Source organism: Paenibacillus sp. LX16, assembly GCF_036252815.1.
Classification (GTDB): Bacteria; Bacillota; Bacilli; order Paenibacillales; family Paenibacillaceae; genus Paenibacillus; species Paenibacillus polymyxa_B.
Window position 1 is genome coordinate 1,993,077 of record NZ_CP141152.1, and the last position, 22,640, is coordinate 2,015,716.

Annotated in this window: 22 protein-coding genes and 1 other annotated feature; of the genes, 15 read left to right on the forward strand and 7 right to left on the reverse strand. The window is 45.5% G+C overall.

The features are described 5' to 3' along the window. Positions 1–270: 270 nt before the first annotated feature. Positions 271–462: a YqzE family protein gene (locus T3H97_RS09195; protein ID WP_071640287.1), complete on the forward strand. Its 192-nt coding sequence runs from the start codon at positions 271–273 to the stop codon at positions 460–462. 99 nt (positions 463–561) lie between these two features. Here T3H97_RS09195 and T3H97_RS09200 read toward each other — a convergent pair whose 3' ends face one another. The 4 genes from T3H97_RS09200 to T3H97_RS09215 all read right to left on the reverse strand — a co-directional run bounded on the left by T3H97_RS09200 (position 562) and on the right by T3H97_RS09215 (position 5,616). Beyond that, positions 562–1,614: a hypothetical protein gene (locus T3H97_RS09200; protein WP_328802329.1), complete on the reverse strand. Its 1,053-nt coding sequence runs from the start codon at positions 1,612–1,614 to the stop codon at positions 562–564. 259 nt (positions 1,615–1,873) lie between these two features. Next, complete coding sequence (locus tag T3H97_RS09205; protein ID WP_328802330.1) at positions 1,874–2,824, reverse strand: YqhG family protein; 951 nt, start codon at positions 2,822–2,824, stop codon at positions 1,874–1,876. Between the two features lies 1 nt (position 2,825). After that, positions 2,826–4,640 (reverse strand): DEAD/DEAH box helicase, encoded by a 1,815-nt coding sequence (locus T3H97_RS09210; RefSeq protein WP_328802331.1) that lies wholly within the window; start codon positions 4,638–4,640, stop codon positions 2,826–2,828. A gap of 136 nt (positions 4,641–4,776) precedes the next feature. Beyond that, a complete protein-coding gene (locus tag T3H97_RS09215; protein WP_328802332.1) occupies positions 4,777–5,616 on the reverse strand; it encodes a helix-turn-helix transcriptional regulator in 840 nt (279 codons plus the stop codon). A 163-nt stretch (positions 5,617–5,779) separates the two neighbouring features. On the opposite strand from T3H97_RS09215, the gene fabF reads away from it, so the two are divergent. The 4 genes from fabF to T3H97_RS09235 all read left to right on the forward strand — a co-directional run bounded on the left by fabF (position 5,780) and on the right by T3H97_RS09235 (position 9,488). Continuing rightward, complete coding sequence (fabF, locus tag T3H97_RS09220; protein WP_328802333.1) at positions 5,780–7,018, forward strand: beta-ketoacyl-ACP synthase II; 1,239 nt, start codon at positions 5,780–5,782, stop codon at positions 7,016–7,018. Between the two features lie 123 nt (positions 7,019–7,141). After that, the gene (locus T3H97_RS09225; RefSeq protein WP_328802334.1) at positions 7,142–7,666 is read left to right on the forward strand and encodes a GNAT family N-acetyltransferase; all 525 of its coding nucleotides are present in this window, start codon (positions 7,142–7,144) and stop codon (positions 7,664–7,666) included. Between the two features lie 20 nt (positions 7,667–7,686). After that, positions 7,687–8,640, forward strand: coding sequence for a helix-turn-helix transcriptional regulator (locus tag T3H97_RS09230; protein WP_328802335.1), 954 nt, complete (start codon positions 7,687–7,689; stop codon positions 8,638–8,640). A 107-nt stretch (positions 8,641–8,747) separates the two neighbouring features. Continuing rightward, entirely contained in the window at positions 8,748–9,488 is a 741-nt protein-coding gene (locus tag T3H97_RS09235) for a zinc ribbon domain-containing protein (RefSeq protein ID WP_328802336.1), read from the forward strand. An 84-nt stretch (positions 9,489–9,572) separates the two neighbouring features. On the opposite strand, the gene T3H97_RS09240 is transcribed toward T3H97_RS09235, so the two are convergent. Continuing rightward, positions 9,573–10,808, reverse strand: a complete 1,236-nt coding sequence (locus T3H97_RS09240) for an MFS transporter (RefSeq protein ID WP_328802337.1) — start codon at positions 10,806–10,808, stop codon at positions 9,573–9,575. A 195-nt stretch (positions 10,809–11,003) separates the two neighbouring features. Here T3H97_RS09240 and T3H97_RS09245 point away from each other — a divergent pair, with 195 nt between their 5' ends. From T3H97_RS09245 to T3H97_RS09260, 4 genes are read left to right on the forward strand one after another with little or no spacing between them, the layout of a single operon-like run. Continuing rightward, positions 11,004–11,591, forward strand: a complete 588-nt coding sequence (locus tag T3H97_RS09245) for a TetR/AcrR family transcriptional regulator (RefSeq protein ID WP_328802338.1) — start codon at positions 11,004–11,006, stop codon at positions 11,589–11,591. 22 nt (positions 11,592–11,613) lie between these two features. Further along, a complete protein-coding gene (locus T3H97_RS09250) occupies positions 11,614–12,006 on the forward strand; it encodes a hypothetical protein (protein ID WP_328802339.1) in 393 nt (130 codons plus the stop codon). Positions 12,007–12,038: 32 nt separating this feature from the next. Next, complete coding sequence (locus tag T3H97_RS09255) at positions 12,039–12,614, forward strand: O-acetyl-ADP-ribose deacetylase (protein WP_328802340.1); 576 nt, start codon at positions 12,039–12,041, stop codon at positions 12,612–12,614. Between the two features lie 35 nt (positions 12,615–12,649). Then, positions 12,650–13,210 (forward strand): GrpB family protein, encoded by a 561-nt coding sequence (locus T3H97_RS09260; RefSeq protein WP_328802341.1) that lies wholly within the window; start codon positions 12,650–12,652, stop codon positions 13,208–13,210. 174 nt (positions 13,211–13,384) lie between these two features. Here the strand turns inward: T3H97_RS09260 and T3H97_RS09265 are convergent, their stop codons facing one another. Beyond that, complete coding sequence (locus tag T3H97_RS09265) at positions 13,385–14,569, reverse strand: aminotransferase class I/II-fold pyridoxal phosphate-dependent enzyme (RefSeq protein WP_328802342.1); 1,185 nt, start codon at positions 14,567–14,569, stop codon at positions 13,385–13,387. Between the two features lie 43 nt (positions 14,570–14,612). After that, positions 14,613–14,851, reverse strand: a binding site (T-box leader). A gap of 188 nt (positions 14,852–15,039) precedes the next feature. On the opposite strand from T3H97_RS09265, the gene T3H97_RS09270 reads away from it, so the two are divergent. Together T3H97_RS09270 and T3H97_RS09275 are read left to right on the forward strand one after the other, a co-directional pair. Continuing rightward, complete coding sequence (locus T3H97_RS09270; RefSeq protein WP_328802343.1) at positions 15,040–15,648, forward strand: DUF1349 domain-containing protein; 609 nt, start codon at positions 15,040–15,042, stop codon at positions 15,646–15,648. A gap of 95 nt (positions 15,649–15,743) precedes the next feature. Continuing rightward, positions 15,744–16,454, forward strand: coding sequence for a DUF1361 domain-containing protein (locus T3H97_RS09275; RefSeq protein ID WP_328802344.1), 711 nt, complete (start codon positions 15,744–15,746; stop codon positions 16,452–16,454). 56 nt (positions 16,455–16,510) lie between these two features. Here T3H97_RS09275 and T3H97_RS09280 read toward each other — a convergent pair whose 3' ends face one another. Next, positions 16,511–17,440 carry an ArsR/SmtB family transcription factor gene (locus tag T3H97_RS09280; RefSeq protein WP_272640420.1) on the reverse strand — a complete coding sequence of 310 codons (930 nt, stop codon included), beginning with the start codon at positions 17,438–17,440 and terminating at the stop codon, positions 16,511–16,513. A 508-nt stretch (positions 17,441–17,948) separates the two neighbouring features. Here T3H97_RS09280 and T3H97_RS09285 point away from each other — a divergent pair. The 4 genes from T3H97_RS09285 to T3H97_RS09300 all read left to right on the forward strand — a co-directional run bounded on the left by T3H97_RS09285 (position 17,949) and on the right by T3H97_RS09300 (position 22,612). Continuing rightward, positions 17,949–19,292, forward strand: coding sequence for an ABC transporter substrate-binding protein (locus tag T3H97_RS09285; RefSeq protein WP_250244585.1), 1,344 nt, complete (start codon positions 17,949–17,951; stop codon positions 19,290–19,292). A gap of 93 nt (positions 19,293–19,385) precedes the next feature. Next, positions 19,386–20,276: a carbohydrate ABC transporter permease gene (locus tag T3H97_RS09290; RefSeq protein WP_013309768.1), complete on the forward strand. Its 891-nt coding sequence runs from the start codon at positions 19,386–19,388 to the stop codon at positions 20,274–20,276. Positions 20,277–20,303: 27 nt separating this feature from the next. Next, the gene (locus T3H97_RS09295) at positions 20,304–21,146 is read left to right on the forward strand and encodes a carbohydrate ABC transporter permease (protein ID WP_029516751.1); all 843 of its coding nucleotides are present in this window, start codon (positions 20,304–20,306) and stop codon (positions 21,144–21,146) included. Between the two features lie 80 nt (positions 21,147–21,226). Further along, positions 21,227–22,612, forward strand: coding sequence for an arabinan endo-1,5-alpha-L-arabinosidase (locus T3H97_RS09300; RefSeq protein WP_328802345.1), 1,386 nt, complete (start codon positions 21,227–21,229; stop codon positions 22,610–22,612). Positions 22,613–22,640: the final 28 nt, after the last annotated feature.

Genomic DNA, 22,640 nt, shown 5'->3' on the forward strand with positions numbered 1-22,640 from the left:
GAATTGATTATTTACTGAAAAACCATGCATAACAAGCATCAAACCTAAAGCAGCGTAGCTGCCTTCAAATATGACAATTAGCCTTGGGGTAACTGTTATGTTGAAGATAGTATGTTCCATTTAAGGGAAACCATGCATAGTTATTCCCACAGGGGTTAGACCTTTTGGAAAATGAGCAAGCTAGTTGTATCTGCACCTAACGTGTGAATCCGATATTTCCAAGCAACGTAAATGGAAATAATAGGCGCAGATTGGAGGAGGTCATGAAGGATGGCGAAGAGTGACGAACTGGTGACGTATATTACGCAGCGGATTGTTCGCTATATGGAAACGCCGCGTGATGTTCGGCGCAGTCAAAAACAAGCCAGAGAGCCGTGGGTGAGCAAATGGTTTGGCATGTTGCCTCTCGCTCTGAAAATGTGGATGAAATCCACACGCAGAGGGCGAAGGGAGCGACATTAAACTCGCCAAAGAGACCACAAGAGGCATAGGGTATGCCATTTGAGGTCTCTTTTTGTGTTGTAGGGATCATTCCAAATCATTTTGCGTGTTTCTTAATAACTAAGAGTCCAAACGATAAAATTCACCAGCTGACAACAACTGTTTTAGTGGTACAAATCGGGAAAGTCCATTGTGGTGGGTTAACGCATATAAAATGGGTTGGGACGGATGATCTGGGGATATCCAAGACTGATACCCACTAATGGATAAGGGCCCCCCAAAGGCAAAATTGATATTTGTGGCAGAAAATATAATACGCGGTGAAATGCTCAGTGTGTCCATAAATTGGCTTGTGTTTTGGACAGAAAGCTTTTGCTTGGGTTGAAGCCAACCTAGATCGTTATAGGGATCGAAAGGAGCAGACGAGACCGTAACCGCTTGCGCCTGTGTTTTCAAAAAGGGTACAGGTGAAGAGATTTCGTTGTTCTGAAGCTTATGTTTCCAACTTCCATCTGCTACTTCTACAGGTAACGGATCGCCAGTAACAGCATCAATACATATTTCGCTGCCTGTAGAGGAGCGCACCAGCCAGTAGGCTAATAGCGGTTCCTCATACATAGGTGTGATTTGCAGCTTGTCGATAGATGAAAGATCAGTATCTGTGAGCGACACCAGGGATTGACGAAGTACATCCATACTATAAGGTCCACCCGGACCATTCCCATATTCGTTGAGTTGATATGCGCCATTGGAGTCTGATCCGATAATCAGGTAGCCGATGTATTCTCCTGCACGGTTTACTTGAACAAGCCAACTATGGGTTCCAGGTCCGAGCGGATGATAGCTAAGCTCAGCATCTTTCCACAAGGCAAAAGGGGGTTGGGACGATAGGGATTGTACCGTGTTGTCCGCTGTCTGTTTTACGTCTGCGGGCACGCCTTGCTCCTCAGTAGGAAAACTTGCTGAAACGTCGCCCGAGGGGGTAACAGGACTCGTGGAGTTCAATGGAGGAACCCACGAGCTATCGTTGTAAAGAGACTCCGAGTTTAAATTGTTGTCTTGAGCCACTGAGGGAGCCGCATGAAGGGGAGTGAACGGACAGACTGCGGACAGGCCGATCAGAACAGCTGCGATCATACCTATGCTATAGTGCCCGGAATGGTTCTTCTTCAATGAAATCCACCTTTCTGTCGGCTTGATTGCCCGACGGAGGCATTCTTTTTTATCCAGCATACAGCCTGTCCGATAAAAAGACTGCTGCACCTTGTCGGCGCAAATGTCGTATCCAGGTTCGCTTTTTGCTGTCGATACATAGGAGACATGTTTAACCAAACTTGTGGTTGCAGCAGCGGAAACTGATGTAGGCTGAAGCAAGATGTTACAAGCTGACGATACCTCTGCAACTCTCCTGCGAAGGAGCAAGAGATATCGGCTACCGCAGATGAAATATTCCGCAGTTAATGGCGGATACGAGTACCTTGGGCTCATATTGCCATACCATTTCTTTACGACGGGCTTGATGCTGCTCTGATATGGCTTCTTTTTTATCCTCTTCCTCTTTCTGCTCCTTGATTAGATCATCATAGTAGTGGTCAATAACCTCCAATTCCTCGCGCAATCGTTCCTTCGCCTGCTCAGCCCAATCATAATCTTGCTGACGGAGCTGTTCGGTGAGGTAGCTTTCAAGCGAGCTAGAAGCTTCAGGGACAGATAGCTCGGCAGGCTGCACATGCATATTGCCCGCCAGCAGCGGGCTGAGCTGCCGGGTTTCGAGCATGGCGCCAAAATCGGTTACAATGGTGCCGCTTTTAAGCGAAATACCTAGCCACTGAAGTTCTTCACGCTTCAAATCGCAGGCGAATTCAATCTTATAGCAGATGCTGAGCCAAGCTTCATAGACTACGGGAGAGCGGGCAGACAGCTGACGGGCATCAGGCTGCTCAAACAAATAAACATATTTTCCTCCATCTCGTGCGGCTTCAAAAATTTGATGTAGCCGACGGCTTCCATATCGAAGCTCCTCCTGCAGAATACGTCCAGGTCCCAATTGTGGTAACGTCGGTACATGACCGAAGTAACGCCCCATGACCTGATCTTGTGCTGCGTTGCCTGATGCTGGAGTTGGGGGCGTATGATCTGCTAAACGTTCCTGTTCTGTGCGATAGGCTTCCCCATCAAAGATGAAAGTGAAGGACATCGTCTGCGCTGGAACGCCAGTACGCTCTACGTATCCCCAATAGTAGGGCCGGTTTGTTAAGGCTTTATCCGCTTCTGGAGAAAGCTTGACGGTTACATGGTGGGGCGACCTCTCAATGACACTGCATCCGGTAGCTTCCAGATAGGTGTGGACAAAACGCTGGACTTGCTGGGCATCCATGGTCAAACTAGCGACCTCCCTTCACACTGCGTCGAGCTTTGCCCGGTGGAACCGTGTTGCCTGCTAGGCCTAATAAGCTCTCGGTGTTTGGCTGGTCTGTGCGCAGTTGTTCCATTTCCTGTTTGATGGAATCCAGCGAGTGGCCCAGCTTTTGCATTTTTTTGCGAATTTCATCATCGCTACTGGATTCAAGCATGATTTTATACAGACTTTTTTCAATAGATTCTTTCTTCTCAAACTTCTCAAGAATAACGTCCAATCCGCCAATGACCATCTCAAACATATTTATCTTTTCATGCAGCAGATGCAGGATATGCTCCTCTATCGTTCCGGTTGTGGACAAGTTGAAAATATTAACATCATGCGTCTGTCCAAGTCGATGCACCCGTCCGATCCGCTGCTCCACACGCATGGGATTCCACGGTAAATCGAAGTTAATCATATGGTGACAAAATTGCAGGTTAATGCCTTCACCACCCGCTTCGGTGGCAATCATGACCTGAATGCGCCCACGGAACAGATCCATCATCCAATCCTTGCGTCCACGGTTCATACCGCCTCGATAAGGAACAGCAGATAGGCCACGGTCACGGAAATAGTTCAGCAAATACTCCTGTGTGGCCCGGTATTCTGTAAAAATGATCACTTTTTCGTTCATCTGACGGATAAGCTCGAGCGCTTTTTCTGCTTTGGAATTGGCCTTGATCGCTTTAATATGTGCAACCAAATCCCAGACACGATCGCGTAGGGGAGAGTCTGGGGCCATCTTTTTAGACAAATTGACCAGCGTCACGAACACAGCGTCCCGGCTGCTGCAGACTTCCCGTTGAAGGGTGACGAGAGACAGCATGCTACTTAGATTTCCGCCATTCGCCTGGTATTGCTCTTTGACAAAAGAGGTCACCCCATCGTACAGTGCTTGCTCTTCCGGCGAAAGTTCCAAGTGAATGTTGGAAACATTTCGTTTGGTGAATTGAACCGGGCCTTCTCCGCGACGATTGCGGATCATGACTTTAGATAGCTCATCCTTGAGCTGATCTTCATTTTTGGGCAGACGTTTATCTACAACAAAGTTGGCTGAAAAATCGCCATGTCTCCCCAATTGACCGGGCTTGAGCAGTGTAATCAGGTTAAACAGCTCAGACAGATCGTTTTGTACAGGTGTTGCTGTCAGAAGCAAACAATATTTTTTACGCAGCTTCATAATGAACTGGTAGTTGGATGTCTTTTTATTTTTCAGCTTATGAGCCTCGTCTATAATGAGCAGGTCATAATCGGTATCTAGCAGGATGCTACTATGGGGCTCCCGCTTGGCGGTATCCATAGAGGCCACGACGACCTCGGAAGACCAAGAATACGCTTTTTTCTGGGCGACAGCGGGAATACCGAATTTGCTGTTCAGCTCACGCACCCATTGTAGAACCAGAGATGCGGGTACAAGAATAAGCACTTTGGAAGCCAGCCCGCGAACCAGATATTCCTTTAGGATCATTCCAGCTTCGATTGTTTTGCCTAGGCCGACTTCATCGGCAAGAATGGCACGTCCGGACATTTGAAACAGTACCTTTCGAGCGGTATCCAGCTGATGGGGTAGTGGAGTGAGGTCTTGCAAATGCTGTAGACATTGAAGCTCATCAAAGCTTGGCACCAGTTTGACTTTTTCAGCCTCAATGGCCAGCTGATACAGATTCCAATCTCCCCAAGGGCCACCTTTGCGCAGCCGCTGGTCCAGCTCATCCTGCCAGCTTCGATCAAATTGCACCGGAACAGGCAGTGGCGCTTGATTGGGTATGTGCGGGGAACTTGTCGATTTGGCTTTCATGATGATTTCCCTCCCTCCTGGTAGTAGCACAGTTGAAACTCTTGGTTCTGTCACATATGTGGCATCTATTTAGCACAGATCGTAGATGTAGTATGGACGGAAAAAGATATCTTCATAACAGGAGGGATGAAATCCTTTAGCTGCCTTCCATTAACTTTTGGAGTTTACTTTCCGTAGAGGTCTGCGCATTAGGGGTGTAGATGCTGCAACGGAGATCAACACTGCCTTGTACCTGAAGAGAAGTCAGGTCAAATAGCATTTTGCCAGCCTTGGCATGGCGAAATTCAATGAGTACCTCCGGCGCGGAGCTTACTTCACTCTGATTCCAAAGCTCGTTAAACTCAGGGTAGGTCTGACTCATATTTTGTATAAATTGTGCATACCAGGGATCTGTTACGTATTGCCCGTAATAAGCGCGGAAAATAGCAAGGAACCCCTTTACAAAGTGTTCCCAATTCACGGCTAGACTTTTAAACTCCTTTTTGGTGAATAACAGTTCAATCATATTGCGTTGCTCATATGGTAGCTCGGCAAAATCCATAAAAACGTGAGCAGCAGCGGCGTTCCAACCGACAATATGACAGCGCCGATCTGAAATAATAGCAGGGCAGTAGTGCAGCTCTTGTACAACCTTTTGCAGAGAGGGGGAAATGACAGCCTGCTCTGCAGGAGCTGGAAGGCTGTGAGACCCGGCCTCGATCGCCAAATCATACAAATATTTGCGCTCGTCTGTGTTCAACTGCAATGCTGCAGCAATAGCATCCAACACAGAGGCGGACACCTTAATATCTCGTCCTTGCTCCAGCCAGGTATACCAGGTCGTACTGACACCTGCCAGCTGAGCGACTTCTTCTCTGCGCAAGCCTGGTGTTCTGCGACGTGATCCTTGGGGCAGACCGACCATATGTGGGTGTAGGCGGGCCCTTTTTGTTTTTAGAAAAACAGATAGTGCTTCCAGACGTGCTTCCGTTTTCATAGGTATTTTCTCTCCATTCAATGGGTATATCCGAAGTGAGCAAATAAGGCGTTTACTATAGTAGTGTTCATTATACCAGGATAAACAAACACTTGTAATAGGATAAGACAAGGGTAAAATGAGGATTATAAGTAAGTCACTGAGCAGGAGGAATGAATAGCTTATGCAAAGAGTAGTGATAACAGGTATGGGTGTCGTTTCCCCACTGGGTAATGAAGTGGACACGTTGTGGAAGAATTTACTGGAAGGCAATTCAGGTATACGTAAAATTGATACATTCGATGTGTCCGATTTGAAAGCACAAATTGCTGGACTGGTACAGGATTTTGATGCAGAAAAGCAATGGGGACGTAAAGATGCTAGACGAATGGATCGGTTTACTCAGTTTGCATTATATGCGGCAGAACAAGCGCTTAAGGATTCCGGTCTGGAACTGGATGACACCGATTTGGAGCGTGTAGGTGTCTATGTGGGATCGGGAGTCGGCGGTTTGGATACGTTGGTGGACAATGTAAATGTTCTGCTACATCGTGGACCGGGTAGAGTTAGCCCGACGCTGGTACCCATGATGATCTCGAATATGGCCGCTGCTCAAATTAGTATCGCGTTTGGAGCGATGGGACCTACGCTTTCACCCGTGACGGCTTGCTCGATTGGGAATACAGCAATTGGAGAGGCGTTTCGGACGATTCGCACAGGAGATGCGGATGTCATTTTTGCTGGTGGAGCTGAAGCGGCGGTGACTAGATTGGCCTTGGCAAGCTTCGCTAATGCGACTGCATTGTCCACACGTAACGAGGAGCCTTCTATGGCAAGTCGACCTTTTGATCAGGATCGAGACGGCTTTGTCATGAGCGAAGGTGCAGGTATTCTGGTACTGGAGTCATTGGAACACGCTATCCAACGTGGTGCGGAAATCTATGGTGAGGTCATCGGTTATGGAGCCAGTTCGGATGCTTATCACATGGTTGCACCGCATCCCGAAGGAACCGGAGCTTACTTGGCGATGAAAGCGGCCCTTCATTCGGCCCACATCTCCCCTGAAGAAGTGGACGTGATTAGCGCCCACGCAACGAGTACGTCTGTCGGGGATATCGCTGAAACCCTTGCAATCCACAAGCTATTTGGTGAGTATGCCTATCAGATTCCGGTTACTGCGAATAAGTCCATGCTGGGTCATATGCTGGGAGCTGCAGGCGGTGTTGAAGCAATTGCGCTTGTGCAAAGCCTGCGAGAAGGTATCATTCCGCCAACGATGCATCTGGATAATCCGGACCCGGCTTGCGATTTGGATTATGTGCCTCACGAAGCGCGCAAGGTTACACTAAATATTGGGTTATCTAATTCTTTCGGCTTCGGTGGTCATAATGCGGTCATTGTGCTGAAGCGCTACGAGTCATAATTTGTAAGGAGTTATTGGAACCTCAGGCATTCTATCCGGCTGGATAGAGTACCTGAGGTTATTTTAATCGAAGAATAACAGATTCATTTTAGATAAGAGATAGAGTAAGATGAAGGAAAACATTTGGAGGGACGGGAAGCCATGGTTTTAATCAGGTACATACAACCAGCAGACGCTGAGGCTTATTGGAATTTGAGACTGGAAGCCCTACAAATGAACCCCGAAGCTTTTGGAACCTCCTATGAGGAAGCTGCACTAGTTCCGCTATCTGATGTGGTGAAGCAGATACAAAATAAACGAGATCATTACATACTTGGTGCATTTACAAAGGATCATCAGCTGGTTGGCATGACCGGGTTTAGAAGAGAGCAGAAAATAAAGACGCAGCATAAGGGAGCAATTTGGGGAGTTTATGTACCATCGACCTATCGAGGTCAGGGGATCGCTAAAAAACTTTTATTGGAAGTTATCAGCCAAGGTAGAAAAGTGGAAGGTTTGAAGCAAATCAACCTGAGTGTGGTGACTACCAATCAAGCTGCTGTTGAGCTGTATAGGAAATTGGGATTTGAAACCTATGGTATAGAAAAGAATGCTTTGGAATATCACGGTCAGGGATATGATGAGGAGTTCATGGCTTATTTTTATTAATTGTGAAAGGTTTTGAAAAAATGAAAATTGACCGATTGCTTTCTATCGTCATTTTGCTGCTAAAGAAAAATAGAATACAAGCGAAGGAACTGGCTGATTTATATGAGGTTTCGATCCGGACGATCTATAGAGATATTGAAGCGATTAGTATGGCAGGTATTCCGGTGGTCACTTATCAGGGAGCCAATGGGGGAATCGGTCTGATGGAAGGATACCGCCTGGATCGCAGTATGCTGACGGATCATGATATAAAGGACATCGTGATGGGTTTGCAGAGTTTGTCCTCGTCGTTGGGCGGCCCGAATGTGTCGCGGTTACTTCATAAATTTGAGAGTATTATACCGGAGTCTGGGAAAGAGCAATTTAGTGTCCATACCACACAGTTTATCGTCGATCATTCGGGATGGGGAAATCGGGCTGCGCAGGAAGGCAAATTGATAAAGGTAAAAGAAGCAATGAGCCAAGCGCGCACTGTCGCCTTTACCTATCGAAATGCGGGTGGAGCTATAACAGAACGGAATGTTGAACCGCATACGCTCGTTCTGAAAGGACAACAATGGTTTGTATATGCGTATTGTCCCGATAGGGAGCAGTTTCGTCTATTCAAACTCTCGCGCATGAGTGACCCTGTAGTTACAGAGACCGTTTTTGCTCGCAGGGATCTTTCTTATGAAGTGTTGCCGTGGAATGAGGGACGGATGGAGGTATCCAGAGCCGTACACCCATTTACGCTACAATTTAACCGTAATTCGAGGCATTTGGCGGAGGACTGGTTTGGCGTAGAAGCATTGACCGAGCAGGAGGAAGGGATCTATACGGTTTCGGTCCCGTTTCCCGAGGATGAATGGGCGTACGGATTTATTTTAAGCTTGGGACCGGATGTGGTTGTCAAAGAACCAGCCCATTTGCGGGACAAGATTCATAAGATGGCGCTGCGTATTGCATCTAATTATGATGAAGTTCGGGAATCATAAAGGAAATCTTAGATTAAAGTAAAACAAACCTGACCCATAGTTGTCAGGTTTGTTTCGTTATACTGGTGGCATACCTGATATCAGTTAGCGAAAGGGGATTTACGAGGATGGATAAAGCTTGTCAAAGTTGCGGGATGCCGCTAGAGCATGAGGACCAATATGGAACGGATGCACAACATCATAAAACGGATGAGTATTGCAAGTATTGTTACAAGGAAGGCGAATTTGTACAGCCTGAATTGACTATGGAGGGAATGATTCAGCAGTGTGTGCCTATCCTAGTAGAGGAAGGGATGCAGGAAGAAGAAGCGACTTCGATGCTGCGCAATTACCTACCGCATTTAAAACGATGGCGATCCTCAGAGGATACAGAGCTTCAACTTGATGGACCCATTCGGGAGGAGTACCGAGGTGAAATCCATTTAATTGGGTTGAAAGCACGTACAAATAATCAGAAGGAACAAACATCTCACGGGATCATTCCAAACATGTGGGAACGTTTTTGGAGTGAGGACGTGCCTGGTCGGATAAAGGAAAAAGCAGGACATGCTTCTGTCTATGGTTGCTATACTGACTATGAAAATGGAGCTTTGGGCGAGTATACGTTTTTTATCGGAAAAGAAGCGGATAAGGATTTCCAGACTCCTGATGACCTTCAGGAACTTGTCATTCCGGCTGCACGCTACGCCATTTTTCAGGCAACTCAGGAACCCTCTTCTGTCTTCCGTGTATGGCAGACGATCTGGCAGTGGGCTGCCACGGGACAAGGGGAGCGGACATACACAGGTGATTTTGAAGTGTATGGCCGTCCTGCTGAACCTGTTTTGATTTATATTGCAATCAAGTGATGATTTTGTCATGACAGAAGAGAACCGCCGGTCATTGTCGTGGACCCGGCGGTTTTTCTGATTCAATCAATAGCAGTCTCCCCATCAAGTTGAACGTCGAGTTAAAGCCCAAAAGATGAGAGCCAGAGCACTGACACCAGCTCCTAATAGACACACCCCGTTCCATCCGGCATAGATGTACATATGAGTGGAAGCAATGGCCCCGGTGGCGCTACCAATGGAATAAAATATCATGTAGCCTGCAGTAAGTCGGCTCCGTGCCTCAGGGCGAACATTGAAAATCAAGCTTTGGTTGGTGACATGTACAGCCTGTACCGCCAAGTCCAAAAGAATGACGCCAAGAGCTAAAGCGAATAGAGAATGCTCGGTGTAGCGGATAGGTAACCATGACAGCAGCAATAAAACTAGGGCAATACCCGTCGTCCGTTGTCCCAAGCCCTGATCGGCAAGACGCCCTGCTCGTGCTGCTGCTAAAGCTCCGGCCACTCCAGCCAGACCAAAGGCCCCGATAGCAGTATGTGAAAGAGACAATGGGGGTGCACTGAGAGGTAACACAAGCGAAGTCCACAATATGCTGAACGCCGTAAAAATGAGCAATGCAAGGACAGCACGAATGCGCAGAATTCGTTCTTGCAAAAATAGTACGATAACCGATCGGAGCAGCTGCGGATAGGAAAGTGTCGCACTTGTGGGTTCGTTCTTTGGCAACACCCGCAACAGAGCTCCAGCCATAAACAACGTAAGTATAGCAGAAACAAGGTAAACTGAACGCCAGCCTGCCAGATCAGTTAATACACCGGCCACGGTTCGTGCCAGCAGAATGCCGATAACGACTCCACTGGTCACCAGACCTACGATACGCCCACGTTCAGTCGGATTAGCCAAGGTAGAAGCGAAAGCCACGAGTGTTTGAGTGACTACAGCCAGCAGACCAACCATTGCCATTCCCATAAGCAGTATTGTACGAGTAGGAGCAAAGCTAACCACGATTAATGCCAGCACGGACAGTAGCATTTGCCCAGCAATCAGCCGCCGTCGGTTCAAAAGATCGCCAAGTGGGACGAGCAGCAGTAATCCCAAAGCATAACAAATTTGCGTCACCGTAATGACCATACCTACCGATGAATGCATAATTCCAAACTCGTGCGCCAACGCGTCAAGTAATGGTTGCGCATAATAAATGTTGGCGACAGCCAGCCCACAGGCTATGGCAAATAGAAACGCCACAGATCGGGACATGGAACGAATGGGGGTTGTTTCAGCAGCATTAGCTAAGGTTTGATGGGATAGGAATGCTGCTTTTTCTTCAGACGTCTTCATTTTCACATACCACTTCACTTTCTATAATTTACATACCGATAAGTATAATATACTGATTGGTATGTAATGAATTTAGGTCAATATAACTCGTGTAAATATGAAATGTCAAGAGTTCATCATGTACATATTTGACAGTTTCTTATCGTGATCATACAATCTTAATATACTGAACGATACGAAAAGAAGGGGTTAGTTATGGTTCGACCACGGGAATTTGATGAAGATCAAGCGTTGGAAGCAGCGATGCGAATTTTTTGGGAAAAGGGATTCGAGGCTACATCTTTAAGCGATTTAACCTCCAAAATGGGAATTCAGCGCCCTAGCATTTACGCTGCCTTTGGAGACAAGAAGCAATTATTCGAAGCCGCGCTGCGCAAATATACGCAATCCCACGCTGCTTATGTACGCTCTAGACTACAAAGCAATTCTTCTGTAAAAGAAGCGTTTTACAATTTTTTTGGAGGAGTCGTAGCCGAAGAGTACGAGGATGGGCCTAATAGGGGATGCTTTTGTATTAATACGATGGTAGAATTAGCCCCTCATGATGAGAAATTTGAAATTTTAACCAGAGAGCATCAGATGTATCTTTCTGCTGTCTTTCAGGAGACCCTCGAGCGTGGTATAAGATCAGGAGAGCTGGAGGCTAGCATGGACGCACGAGCTCTGGCCCATACGTTGGTCTCTTTGTTAATCGGGATTACCGTGATGATGAAGTCTCGCCCAGAGCGTTCTTTTGTGGATCATGCGGTTGCGACTGCACTCATGTTGCTAGATGGAAAATAACTTAGGAAGGGAGAACACCTGGATGCCACAGATAAAGGCCGTTCAAACTTCAATTGGAGCATTGTATGGACGTGATGCGGTCTATTTGGACCATGTGCATATGAATTATCCGAAGAAGGAGCTGGTTTTAAAGGGAGAAATTAATGGGGGGCTGGCAACGGAAGCAGCAGATGATTTTGTGCCCTATGAACTGATATTTACAGAAGTCTACTACTTCAACATGATTGAATTAGACGTCGCTTTGCACATGTCTGAACGGGAATATACGCAGGGCAGTAGCTTTGATGAGCTTACAGATACGCCATTATTAGCTACAATAGCAAGCGCGCGGGGGAAAAATCTAAAGCACTATATGCTGAAAACCTATGACGATATATTAGAAATCGCTTGTGCTGACTATAAAATGGTTATATAACGAAGTTGTTTTTTACGAGAGGAGGAGGATTAATGAATACCCAAATTGAACTATTAAACGTGACAATACGTGTGATGCAAGGGGATATTACCCGTTGTAAGGCGGATATTATTGTCAATGCAGCCAATACAAGCTTGCTGGGTGGCGGTGGCGTAGATGGCGCGATTCATAGGGCTGGCGGTCCGGCTATCTTAGAAGATTGTGTAAGTATCAGAAACAAGCAGGGTGGATGTCCCGTAGGAGAGGCAGTTTATACCACAGCTGGCAAGCTGGATGCCCAATATGTTATTCATACCGTCGGCCCTGTGTGGAATGGTGGCGACCATCGGGAAGAGGAGCTATTGGCGAAATGCTACCATAATGCACTCCAATTAGCTTTAAAACTGAATGCACGAAGCATTGCCTTTCCGAATATCAGCACAGGCATCTACCGTTTCCCAAAAGAAAAGGCGGCGGATATTGCTATACAGGAAGTGACACGTTTTGTACGTGAACATGCGGCTTTGAATGAGATTATTTTTGTTTGTTTTGATGCGGAAAATGCTCAGTTATACAGCCGTAAGTTACAAGATGATGTTAAGGATATTCAAAAGGATACAGTTGAATGAGAGGATACATGAGTAGAAATTAGGGGGGATCACGAATGCATGAGGAGCAAAACCAGGAACATTGGCCGGTGTGGGCTACGGAGCCTGTAAAAATAGTGAATCCTGATCCTGCCTGGTCAGAGCAGGGCTTAAAGATCATTCACCAGTTGCGGGAGTTATTACTGCCGTTTAAGGTGACGGAAATCGAACATATAGGAAGCACGGCAATTCCCAATCTTTCCGCTAAGCCCATTATTGACATAATGGCAAAATTAGAATCTTGGGATCAACTGGAACAGATCGTGTCTGCTTTACAACCAGCAGGCTGGAACTATGTTCCGCCTGAATTGGACGGTCGGGAATGGAGAAGATTTTTGGTTAAAGTGGATCAGGATCAAAGAAAGGGACATCTGCATCTCATACTGAAATCTGATGAGCATTGGGATCGGCAGCTATTGTTTCGGAACCGACTTCGTGAACAGCCTGAGCTGATTCAGCAATATGATGTATTAAAAAGGCGGCTGGCGATGGAAAATCAGCATGATCGTGAAGCGTACACGGATGCCAAGACTGATTTTGTGCAAAACGTTCTGAATATCGGACATCCTAAAGATTAGGATGTCCGGACTCCCGGTACTTTCCGACCAAGCGCCGAAATCTCCGACATTTGTTATTGCCGTGTAGGGGAATGGACGGAAGGCTTGCCAGCACACCAGAAAAAGCTTATTCAGAAGCTACTACAATAGTGTTCATCCAGTACTCATGTTCATTTCGTGATAGGAAAATCGTATTTATAGACGTTTCAAGAATGCGCTGATGCGTTCCAAAGCCATTTCCAGCTGTTCTCGCGATGACGCATACGAGCAGCGAATAAAGCCCTCGCCGCCTGGGCCAAATGCGGAACCGGGTACAGTAATGACTCCTTCTTCTTCCAACAATCGCTTGGCAAACTGCTCTGAACTTAACCCTGTGTGCATAATGGAAGGAAAAGCATAGAAGGCACCGTTTGGTTCGTGACATGGCAGTCCTGTCTGACATAGGCCTTCAACGAACCATTTTCTACGCAGATTGTAGGATTCCATCATACGATCCTTTTCCTCCAGCCCGTTGCGCAGGGATTCAATAGCGGCAATTTGTCCGATAATAGGAGCGCACATGGCGGTATATTGATGAATCTTCAGCATAGCTGAAATCAACTCTCTTGGGCCACACACGTAGCCGACCCTCCAGCCTGTCATCGCAAATGCTTTGGAAAAGCCGCTGATGAGCAGGGTGCGCTCTTTCATTCCTGGCAGAGCTGCGAAGCTTACATGCTTCTGTTCATAGGTCAGTTCAGCATAAATTTCGTCTGATATGACGACAAGATTATGCTCCTCAACTAGGCGGGCAATCGGTAGCCAATCCTCATAGGTCATCACCCCACCCGTTGGATTATTCGGATAACAGAGAATAAGCACTTTGGATCGTGGAGTCAGCTTGGCTTGGAGTGCCTCAGCTGTCAGCTTGAACTGCTGATCCGCAGAGGTTTCAACCGTTACGGTATGTCCTCCGTTCAAAAACGTGATGGGCGAATACGAAATATAACATGGAGCCGGAATGAGTATTTCATCGTCTGCGGTGATCAGGGCGCGTAGTGCCAAATCCAGTGCTTCGCTGCTTCCAATGGTAACCATGATTTCATCTGTCGGGTTGTAGGATGTGCTGAAGCTGCTCTCCAGATACCCGGCAATCTCCTCACGAAGCTCGGGAAGTCCAGCATTCGGTGTGTATGATGTTTTACCATTTTCCAGTGCTGTGATACAGGCCTTTCTGACATGTTGAGGGGTTACAAAGTCAGGTTCACCAACACCAAGCGATACAATATCTTTTCTGCCCGTACTATATTCGAAAAACTTACGGATGCCTGAAGGCGGCATTTCCCGTACAGCCGGAGTCAAAAAATCGGTTATAGATACTGCTGTCGATACATTTGTCATGATGATTTCCTCCTTTTTGAAAAACAAAAAAACCCGCCCCTGTAAAAGGGACGAGTTTATACCCGTGTTACCACCCTAGTTTCATTCCACACGAAATGACACTCTGTTCACGTATCCATCAATACGTGTTCCGGTTAACGCTGGAAAGGCGGCAGAGCTTACTTCAGGTTCAGCCCGCTTCTCAGAGATGGCGTTCGGCTACCCTCGGAATGTTGGCTTTCACCTGCCCCAACTCTCTGCAAATCCGCTGTATAGCTTACTCGTTCTCGTCATTGAAATTTGTTACCGTATCAAGTTAGGTGTAATTATAAGCACAACATTTCAGGATGGCAAGTCTTTTTTTTATAAAGTTTAAAGACAATCATCATCATTGACGACTGGAAAATAACGTATATAGTGGTATCAAGGGGATTGTGCCCCAGATTTCAATGTGTTATATGACTATATTGCCAGAGAGGAATGGTATCCCTATGAACGTATTTGAACGCTTTAGCGGTAAAGTTTTGCCGGCGGATTGGAGCTGGATCAATGAGCCGGCTGAATGGAGATTCGATGATTCCAAGTCTTTGCAAATTTCTGCACCTTCACAGGCAGATTTCTTTAGGGATCCGTCCGGCGCAGCGGTAAAATCGTCCGCACCCTTTTTGCATACAACGCTTCAGGGTGATTTTACAATATGGACGAGGGTTCGTGTTGATATGAAGCAGCCTTATGATTCAGGATGCTTGATGATGATGGCGGATGATACCCATTGGGCTAAGCTGTGCTTTGAATATTTTGAAAGCACTCCATCTATTCTTAGTGTGGTCACTCGGGATACATCCGATGATTGTATCTCTGGGGCGATGGACGTGTCCAATCCGTATTTACGAGTGGCACGAGCTGGAAATTGCTTTGCATTTCATTATTCATCAGACGGTCAGCATTGGAAGCTGGCGAGATATTTTGGTATGAATGTTTCTAACCAGCTCAAAGTCGGAGTTGTTGCTCAATCTCCGGTGGGGGAGGGCTGTGCTGTTACCTTTGATGCCTTGACGATAACAAACCATGTATCCGAGGACATACGAAACGTGGAGTAAATAGACAAGGGCTTTCTCTCTAAGTATGAAAGCGCTATAAAATAGGGCTTGAAAAGACGTATATACGCATACTCAGGCAGGAGGTAGATGGAAACTTGCTGTTAAGAAGGAAAGGCTACAAGCTGCCCAGTTTGTTGGGAGTGCTGCTTGTAGCTACGTTGGGCTGTTTCGGACTCATTATGTATTTGCAGTCCACAAGCGGAACGAGGATGTATCAATTTCTGTATTGGGATATATTCCTGGCCTGGGTTCCGGTCTTTATCACTCTGGGAATGATGGCTTTATTCAGACTGCGAAGTACAAAAGTGAGGAGTATTCTTTTATTTTTCTCCTCAATGGTATGGTTGTTTTTTCTGCCGAATGCTCTTTATTTGGTGACTGAGTTACTTCACGCGTTTCGTTTTTACGATGTGACTCCTGATACACGTTTTTGGTTGAACACCCAATTTTGGTTGATCTTATTTACGTCTTTTTCAGCAGCAGGGCTTGGCCTTTTTCTTACATCCCTTTGTGTATTGGTGATCCACCATATGCTGAGGAAAATCTGTTCTGGTGGGCTCGCATGGGCTGTAGTTTTGGTGTTGTTGTGGCTGGCCAGCATAGGCGTATATATTGGTAGATTTGCTCGCTGGAATAGCTGGGATGTGTTGTTGCAGCCACTGGTGCTCCTTACGGATATTTGGAGATGGGGAGTACATGCAGTACCAAGGCTTCATTTGCTGTCCTTTTGCTGGTTGGTGTTTGGGATAGCAGTCATTTTTTATTTATTGATCTATATCTCTTTAAGTGAGGATCAGGATATTTAGGCCGAGGACATGTATTCAATGAATACAGGCTTCGGCCTATTTTTACATGTGGCGTGTCAGGAGTTGGCGTTGTCCTCCCCGTGCACATCATAAAGCACGCGCACAAGCAGATCCTGACTGAAATTCCCAAATCTTTTGCCGAAAATAGTGAGCCCACCTTTGTTTTCCGATTGATCGGTTACGGATAAGCGGAGTGTAATGTCGCTTTTATAGTTAAGGTTAATATCGTCTATTGTGACTTCGGAAATGCGGCACCCGTCAATGAAGCTGCCTTGCTGATTGATGCGAATTAATTTGAGCATACCATATTGATTTAAATGCGGTGGCCACCAATCTGGATTGAGAACCCCCGGCACTTCTCCAAAATCTCCGGCGCTGGTCCAGTGCCCAATAGGGATACCGTTAATGTGAAAACAAATGTCGGAGGGATATTCCTCACAATAGCAGGGTGCTTCTGAGCCTAGTTCTGCGGAGAATTGAATTTCTTTAAAGGATTGATTCGCTTTCAGATAGTTGGGGATGCGGTATTCCAAAAAGCCTTCGGCCATCCAGATCATTTCCGACTCCAGTCGCCCGGGATCTGCAAAATAGCGTGGATCATCAAAATCGCCAATAATGCTGTCTCGGGTCACCAATCCACAAGTGGGGAACGCTTGATAGTTACTATAATGACCTACGCGAATCTCAACCTCATACACATTTTTTTGTTCTCTGCTGCGCAAATCTACCATTAGCTTATCCTTGTTCAAATAACACATTTTTCGGGTACCGTGCTTGCCGCTCACGGTATTGATCTCCACAAGACCGCATTCTTCCAGTTTTCGAATATGCATTGTAATTGTACCGTTACTCAAATTAAGTTTGTTGGCAATGTCATTCATACTTTGTCCCTGGTAAGCAAGTAACTCGAGAATTTGAATGCGGATTTCTGAACCCAGTGCTTTAAAAATATCTAATCCTGACATTAAGTCCTTAATATAAATCATAGCTATAGACCATCCTTATCTAAAAAAACTGTGATGTAAGCGCTTATATATTTACTTTGATTTATGTTAAAATAAAATCAAAAAGAAGTAAACTGCTTTTTTGTAAATTTTTTTTACTAAACAAAGAGGGGAACGAATTGAACTCCAAATTAGGGATTACTTCATAAATAAATCGTATTTAAGATTTATTACTGGTTTTTTTGATAAAAATAAACTTAAATACGTTTTAATTTTGCTTTCCATGTTACTCTAACCTATGTTTTATAACTATTTAAAAAGATTGAAAAATACATTGACGAACCGAGGAAAGGCATGCTATATTTTGTTTGTAAACGAATTCATTATTGATAAAGAAAAATGTTAATTATACGGTACATGAGAGGGATGATAATCACAGCGGCAATCAACAACGGGTTGTGTACCGCACAGTTAAAGATTAGGCCGAGTGGTATGAAGTTATTTTAGCACCGATTGTATGCGGTTTCATTTAAATTTAGGAGGGGTCGCGTTGATAAAGAAAAAAGGTTTTGCAATAACAATGGTTGTTTTGTTGTTAATGGTGGCTGCACTGGCTGGTTGTAGTGGGGGAAGTTCCAGTAGTGATGGAAGCAAGGAACTGACATTCATGTTCCGTGGTGGAACAGATGAACAAAAGGCTTATAAGGAAGTAATCAAGAAATTTGAAGCGGAACATCCTGGCGTAAAGGTTAAAATGGTCGTGACGGCAGCAGATCAATATGCCACAAAGCTTAGAGCTGCAATAACAGGAAACAATCTTCCAGATATCTTTTATTTTGCCCCTGGAGATGTGAAAGCTTATGTAAACAGTGGGGTGTTGAAGAATCTCACTCCTTACATTGAGAAGAACAAGGATATTAAACTGGATAACATTTGGAAATACGGTGTGGATTTGTATCGCTATGACGGTAAAATGGCCGGCCAAGGAGATATTTACGGTATGCCGAAGGACTTAGGTCCATTCGCACTCGGCTACAACAAAACGATGTTCGAAAAAGCGGGCGTTCCCTTGCCTGACAAAGACAAACCGTATACATGGGATGAATTTATCAAGGTTAGCCAAGAGTTGACCAAGGATACCAATGGTGACGGCAAGCCAGATCAATACGGTACAGGCTTTAACGTTCAGTGGGCATTGCAAGCCTTTGTATGGAGTAATGGGGCTGATTGGCTGGATGAGAGCAAAACTAAAGTAACGATTGATGATCCGAAATTTGCGGAAGCGCTTCAGTACTTTGCTGACATGCAAAACAAATATAAAATCACACCTGGTATTGAACAATCGCAAACATTGGACACATACCAACGTTGGATGAAGGGCGAAATGGCATTCTTCCCGGTAGGTCCTTGGGATATGAGTACATTTGAAAAACTGCCATTCGAATATGATTTACTGCCGTTCCCAGCCGGATCGACTGGAAAATCAGCAACATGGATCGGTTCTCTGGGTATCGGCGTTTCCTCTAAAACAAAATACCCGGATGAAGCTGTTGAACTGGTTAACTATCTGACGACTTCTAAAGAAGGAATGAAGCAGCTCGTAGATGCCAAGGTACAAATTCCGAATCTGCTGGACATGGCTGATGAATGGTCCAAAGATACGAAAACCAAGCCTAACAATAAACAAGAATTTATTGATATCGTAAATGACTATGGACGCTCATTACCAGGCAACTATACGTATAATGCAGAATGGTACGATATTTTCTTCACAGATATTCAACCTGTGCTGGATGGTAAAATTACGGCGGCAGATTATGTGAAACAAGAACAACCGAAGATGCAGAAACTGCTGGATAAAGCGGTGGAGCAAGAGAAAAAATCACAGAAATAATGCGTAAATAGAGGAAAAAAGGATGATGTTAGTGGCTGAATATCATGCTGCTAACATCATCTTCATTCCAAATTAGAAACAGAGGTGAGCCCTGTGATAACCAAATCTAATCTCTACCGCAAAGAGAAGGTATATGGATACTTATTTATTCTTCCACCTATTCTCGGTCTGCTAATCTTTACGTTATTCCCGTTTGTCTATTCATTATACGGCTCTTTTACAGACTGGGACGGATTGGGACAAATGAACTTTATTGGTCTCGACAATTTTAAAGATTTATTTAGCGATGAGCTCTTTTATAAATCGATGTACAATACGCTTTTCTTAATGCTAGGTATTCCAATCGGTCTTGTACTAGCTTTACTGCTGGCACTAGGTTTGAATCGCAAGATTCCAGGTACGACAACATTTCGTGTGATTTACTATATCCCGGTTATTTCTTCGTTGGCTGCCGTTTCTATTATGTGGAACTGGGCATACAACGGGGACTATGGTTTGGTGAACCAATTCCTCGAAATATTCGGTATTAAGGGTCCTAACTGGCTAATGGATAAGGATACGGTCAAACCGGCCTTGATTCTCATGACCGTCTGGAAGGGTCTCGGATATACGATGCTGCTATATTTGGCAGCCCTGCAAAGCGTATCTCGCTCTTATTATGAAGCGGCAGAGCTAGATGGAGCTAGCGGATTCCAGATGTTCCGCAATATTACATGGCCAATGGTGAAACCAGTAACTTTCTTCCTGGTCGTAACTAATATCATTGGTGGTTCGCAAATCTTTACTGAAATGAACATTATGACACCTACAGGGGGTCCGGAATACTCATCCGCCTCAATCGTCTTTTATATTTGGGATAAGGCATTTAAAAACCTGCAAATGGGATATGCCTCCGCGATGGCTATGATTCTCGGCATCTTCATTTTTATCGTAACTTTGATTCAATTCAAAATGAATGAAAAATCGTCCTTTGATGGGGATTGATTTTCGCGGAAAGGAGTGAGTCTGATTATGTCCCATAGTCAAAAAACGAAAGTTACCAATATCATTATCTTTATTGCACTAGCGATTGGAGCGATTGTGATGATCGCGCCGCTGCTTTGGATGCTGTCCACTTCGGTGAAAGAAAAGCAGGATGTCTTTGCTCTTCCACCAGTATGGATACCAGAGGTGTTCCAGTTTGGCAAGTATAAGGAAATTTGGGAAGCAGGTCCTTTGTTAAGCGGGATCAAGAACAGCGTGATTGTAGCTGTAAGTGTTACCGTTGTAGGTACCTTTACATCCAGTGTGGCGGCTTTTGCATTTGCTAAGCTGAGATTCCCTCATAAAAACAAACTGTTTTTGGCACTCATCGCATCTATGATGATTCCATACCCAACGGTTATGATTCCACAGTTTATGATGTTTTCCAAACTTGGCTGGGTCGATACACTTTTACCTCTGATCGTTCCAGGCTTGTTCGGAAATGTAGTTATGATCTTTTTCCTGCGGCAGTACTTGCTTAGCGTACCAGATGCCATTATCGAAGCTGCGAAAATTGACGGAAGTTCTTATTTCCGACTCTATTCGTCGATTACGTTCCCGCTCATTAAGCCGGCAGTTGCGGCACAGCTTATTTTATGGTTCATGGGAATTTGGAACGATTATTTGGCACCGATTATTTACTTGAACTCACCAGAAACGCAAACACTGCAGCTGGTTATCGCGAATTTTAATGCGACTTACGCCATTCAGACGGACTATCCGCTTATAATGGCAGCATCCATTATAGCTTTGTTACCTGTACTGATTATATTCTTGATCTTCCAGAAACAAATTATTGAATCGGTTGCCATTTCGGGTGTCAAAGGTTAATTGACACTTGGAGGGTACGGATGAACGATGTAAGGCAGTCACAATATGTAATGGGTAAAGGAAGGAGGAGAATAACACTTATGGTTATGCTGCTCATGCTGGGTCTATCCGGCTGTGGGGATAACACTCCGGACCCTGTGTATCCGCAGGCTCCACCTCCCGATCACTTGTATGATCAAAGTACGATTAATGATGAACAGCGCTGGACCATTAACAATGCACATGACCCGGCGATTATCAAAACAGATCAAGGCTATTATGTCTACTCAACGGATGTAAAGACAGGTGGAGAATTGAGACCTGGTGTCATGGTACGCAAATCGACTGATCTGATTCACTGGAACTGGGTTCAGTATGCACTCCCCGGCATTCCAAAGGAAGCAGAGGCGTGGTCATCAGCAACCAATCTGTGGGCACCGGACATCATCAAGATGGGTGATACCTATCGGATGTATTACTCCGCTTCTACCTTTGGCAGCACACGGTCTGCGATTGGATTGCAGACATCCAGCTCCCCGGAAGGCCCTTGGAAGGATGAGGGGCTGGTCGTTAAAACGGGAGAACATGACAAGCTGAATGCGATTGATGCCAATCCGGTGCTGGATGCAGAGGGAAATCCATGGATGGTATACGGTTCTTTTTTCGGCGGTATCTATATTACACCGCTTGATCCCCAGACTGGAAAGCTCAAAGAATCTGGCTATGGTAAAAATATCGCTGCCAGAGATCGGGCAACTGAGGACGGTGCTGTAGAAGGGCCTTACATTGTGTACAATCCAATGTTCCGTAAATACTACTTGTTTGTCTCGTATGATTCTTTGTTTGAGGACTACAATGTTCGCGTTGCTCGCTCAGATTCTATCACAGGGCCTTATGTGGACATGAATGGACATGATATGGCAGATACCAGCTATTTGCCTCAATACGAGATTGGAAACAAGGTATTGGGCGGTTATCGGTTCAGCGAAGGAGAAGGCTGGGTTGCGCCAGGTCACAATTCTGTCCTGAAGGACGGTGCGGATTATTATATTGTACATCATGCGCGGGGAGAAACGGACAAGAGCTGGCCGTACCTGCATGTACGCAAAATATTGTGGACGGCAGAGGGCTGGCCGGTCGTCTCTCCGGAGCGCTATGCGGGCGAAAAGGAGCAGGATATACCCAAAAGGCTATTATCCGGCAACTGGGAGCGTATCGTGATAAGGCAGGAAGTAGATGGTCAGGTGGAAGCTGAACCGCTCCGACTGGAAGATGGAGGCCGGGCAACCAGTGGTTCTCTTGAAGGTCACTGGAGCTTTGATGGCAAGCGTACTCTAACAATGGATTGGAGCGATACATCCGAAGGGACAAAGGAAGAACTGTTATTGCTTCCTTCATGGGACTGGGAGCTCGGCCGCCATACTCTAATTTTCACGGGTATGAATGAAAAGGGAATTTCCATCTGGGGAAAACGTATCAGCGATTAATTGTATGAACTACATACTACACATAGAG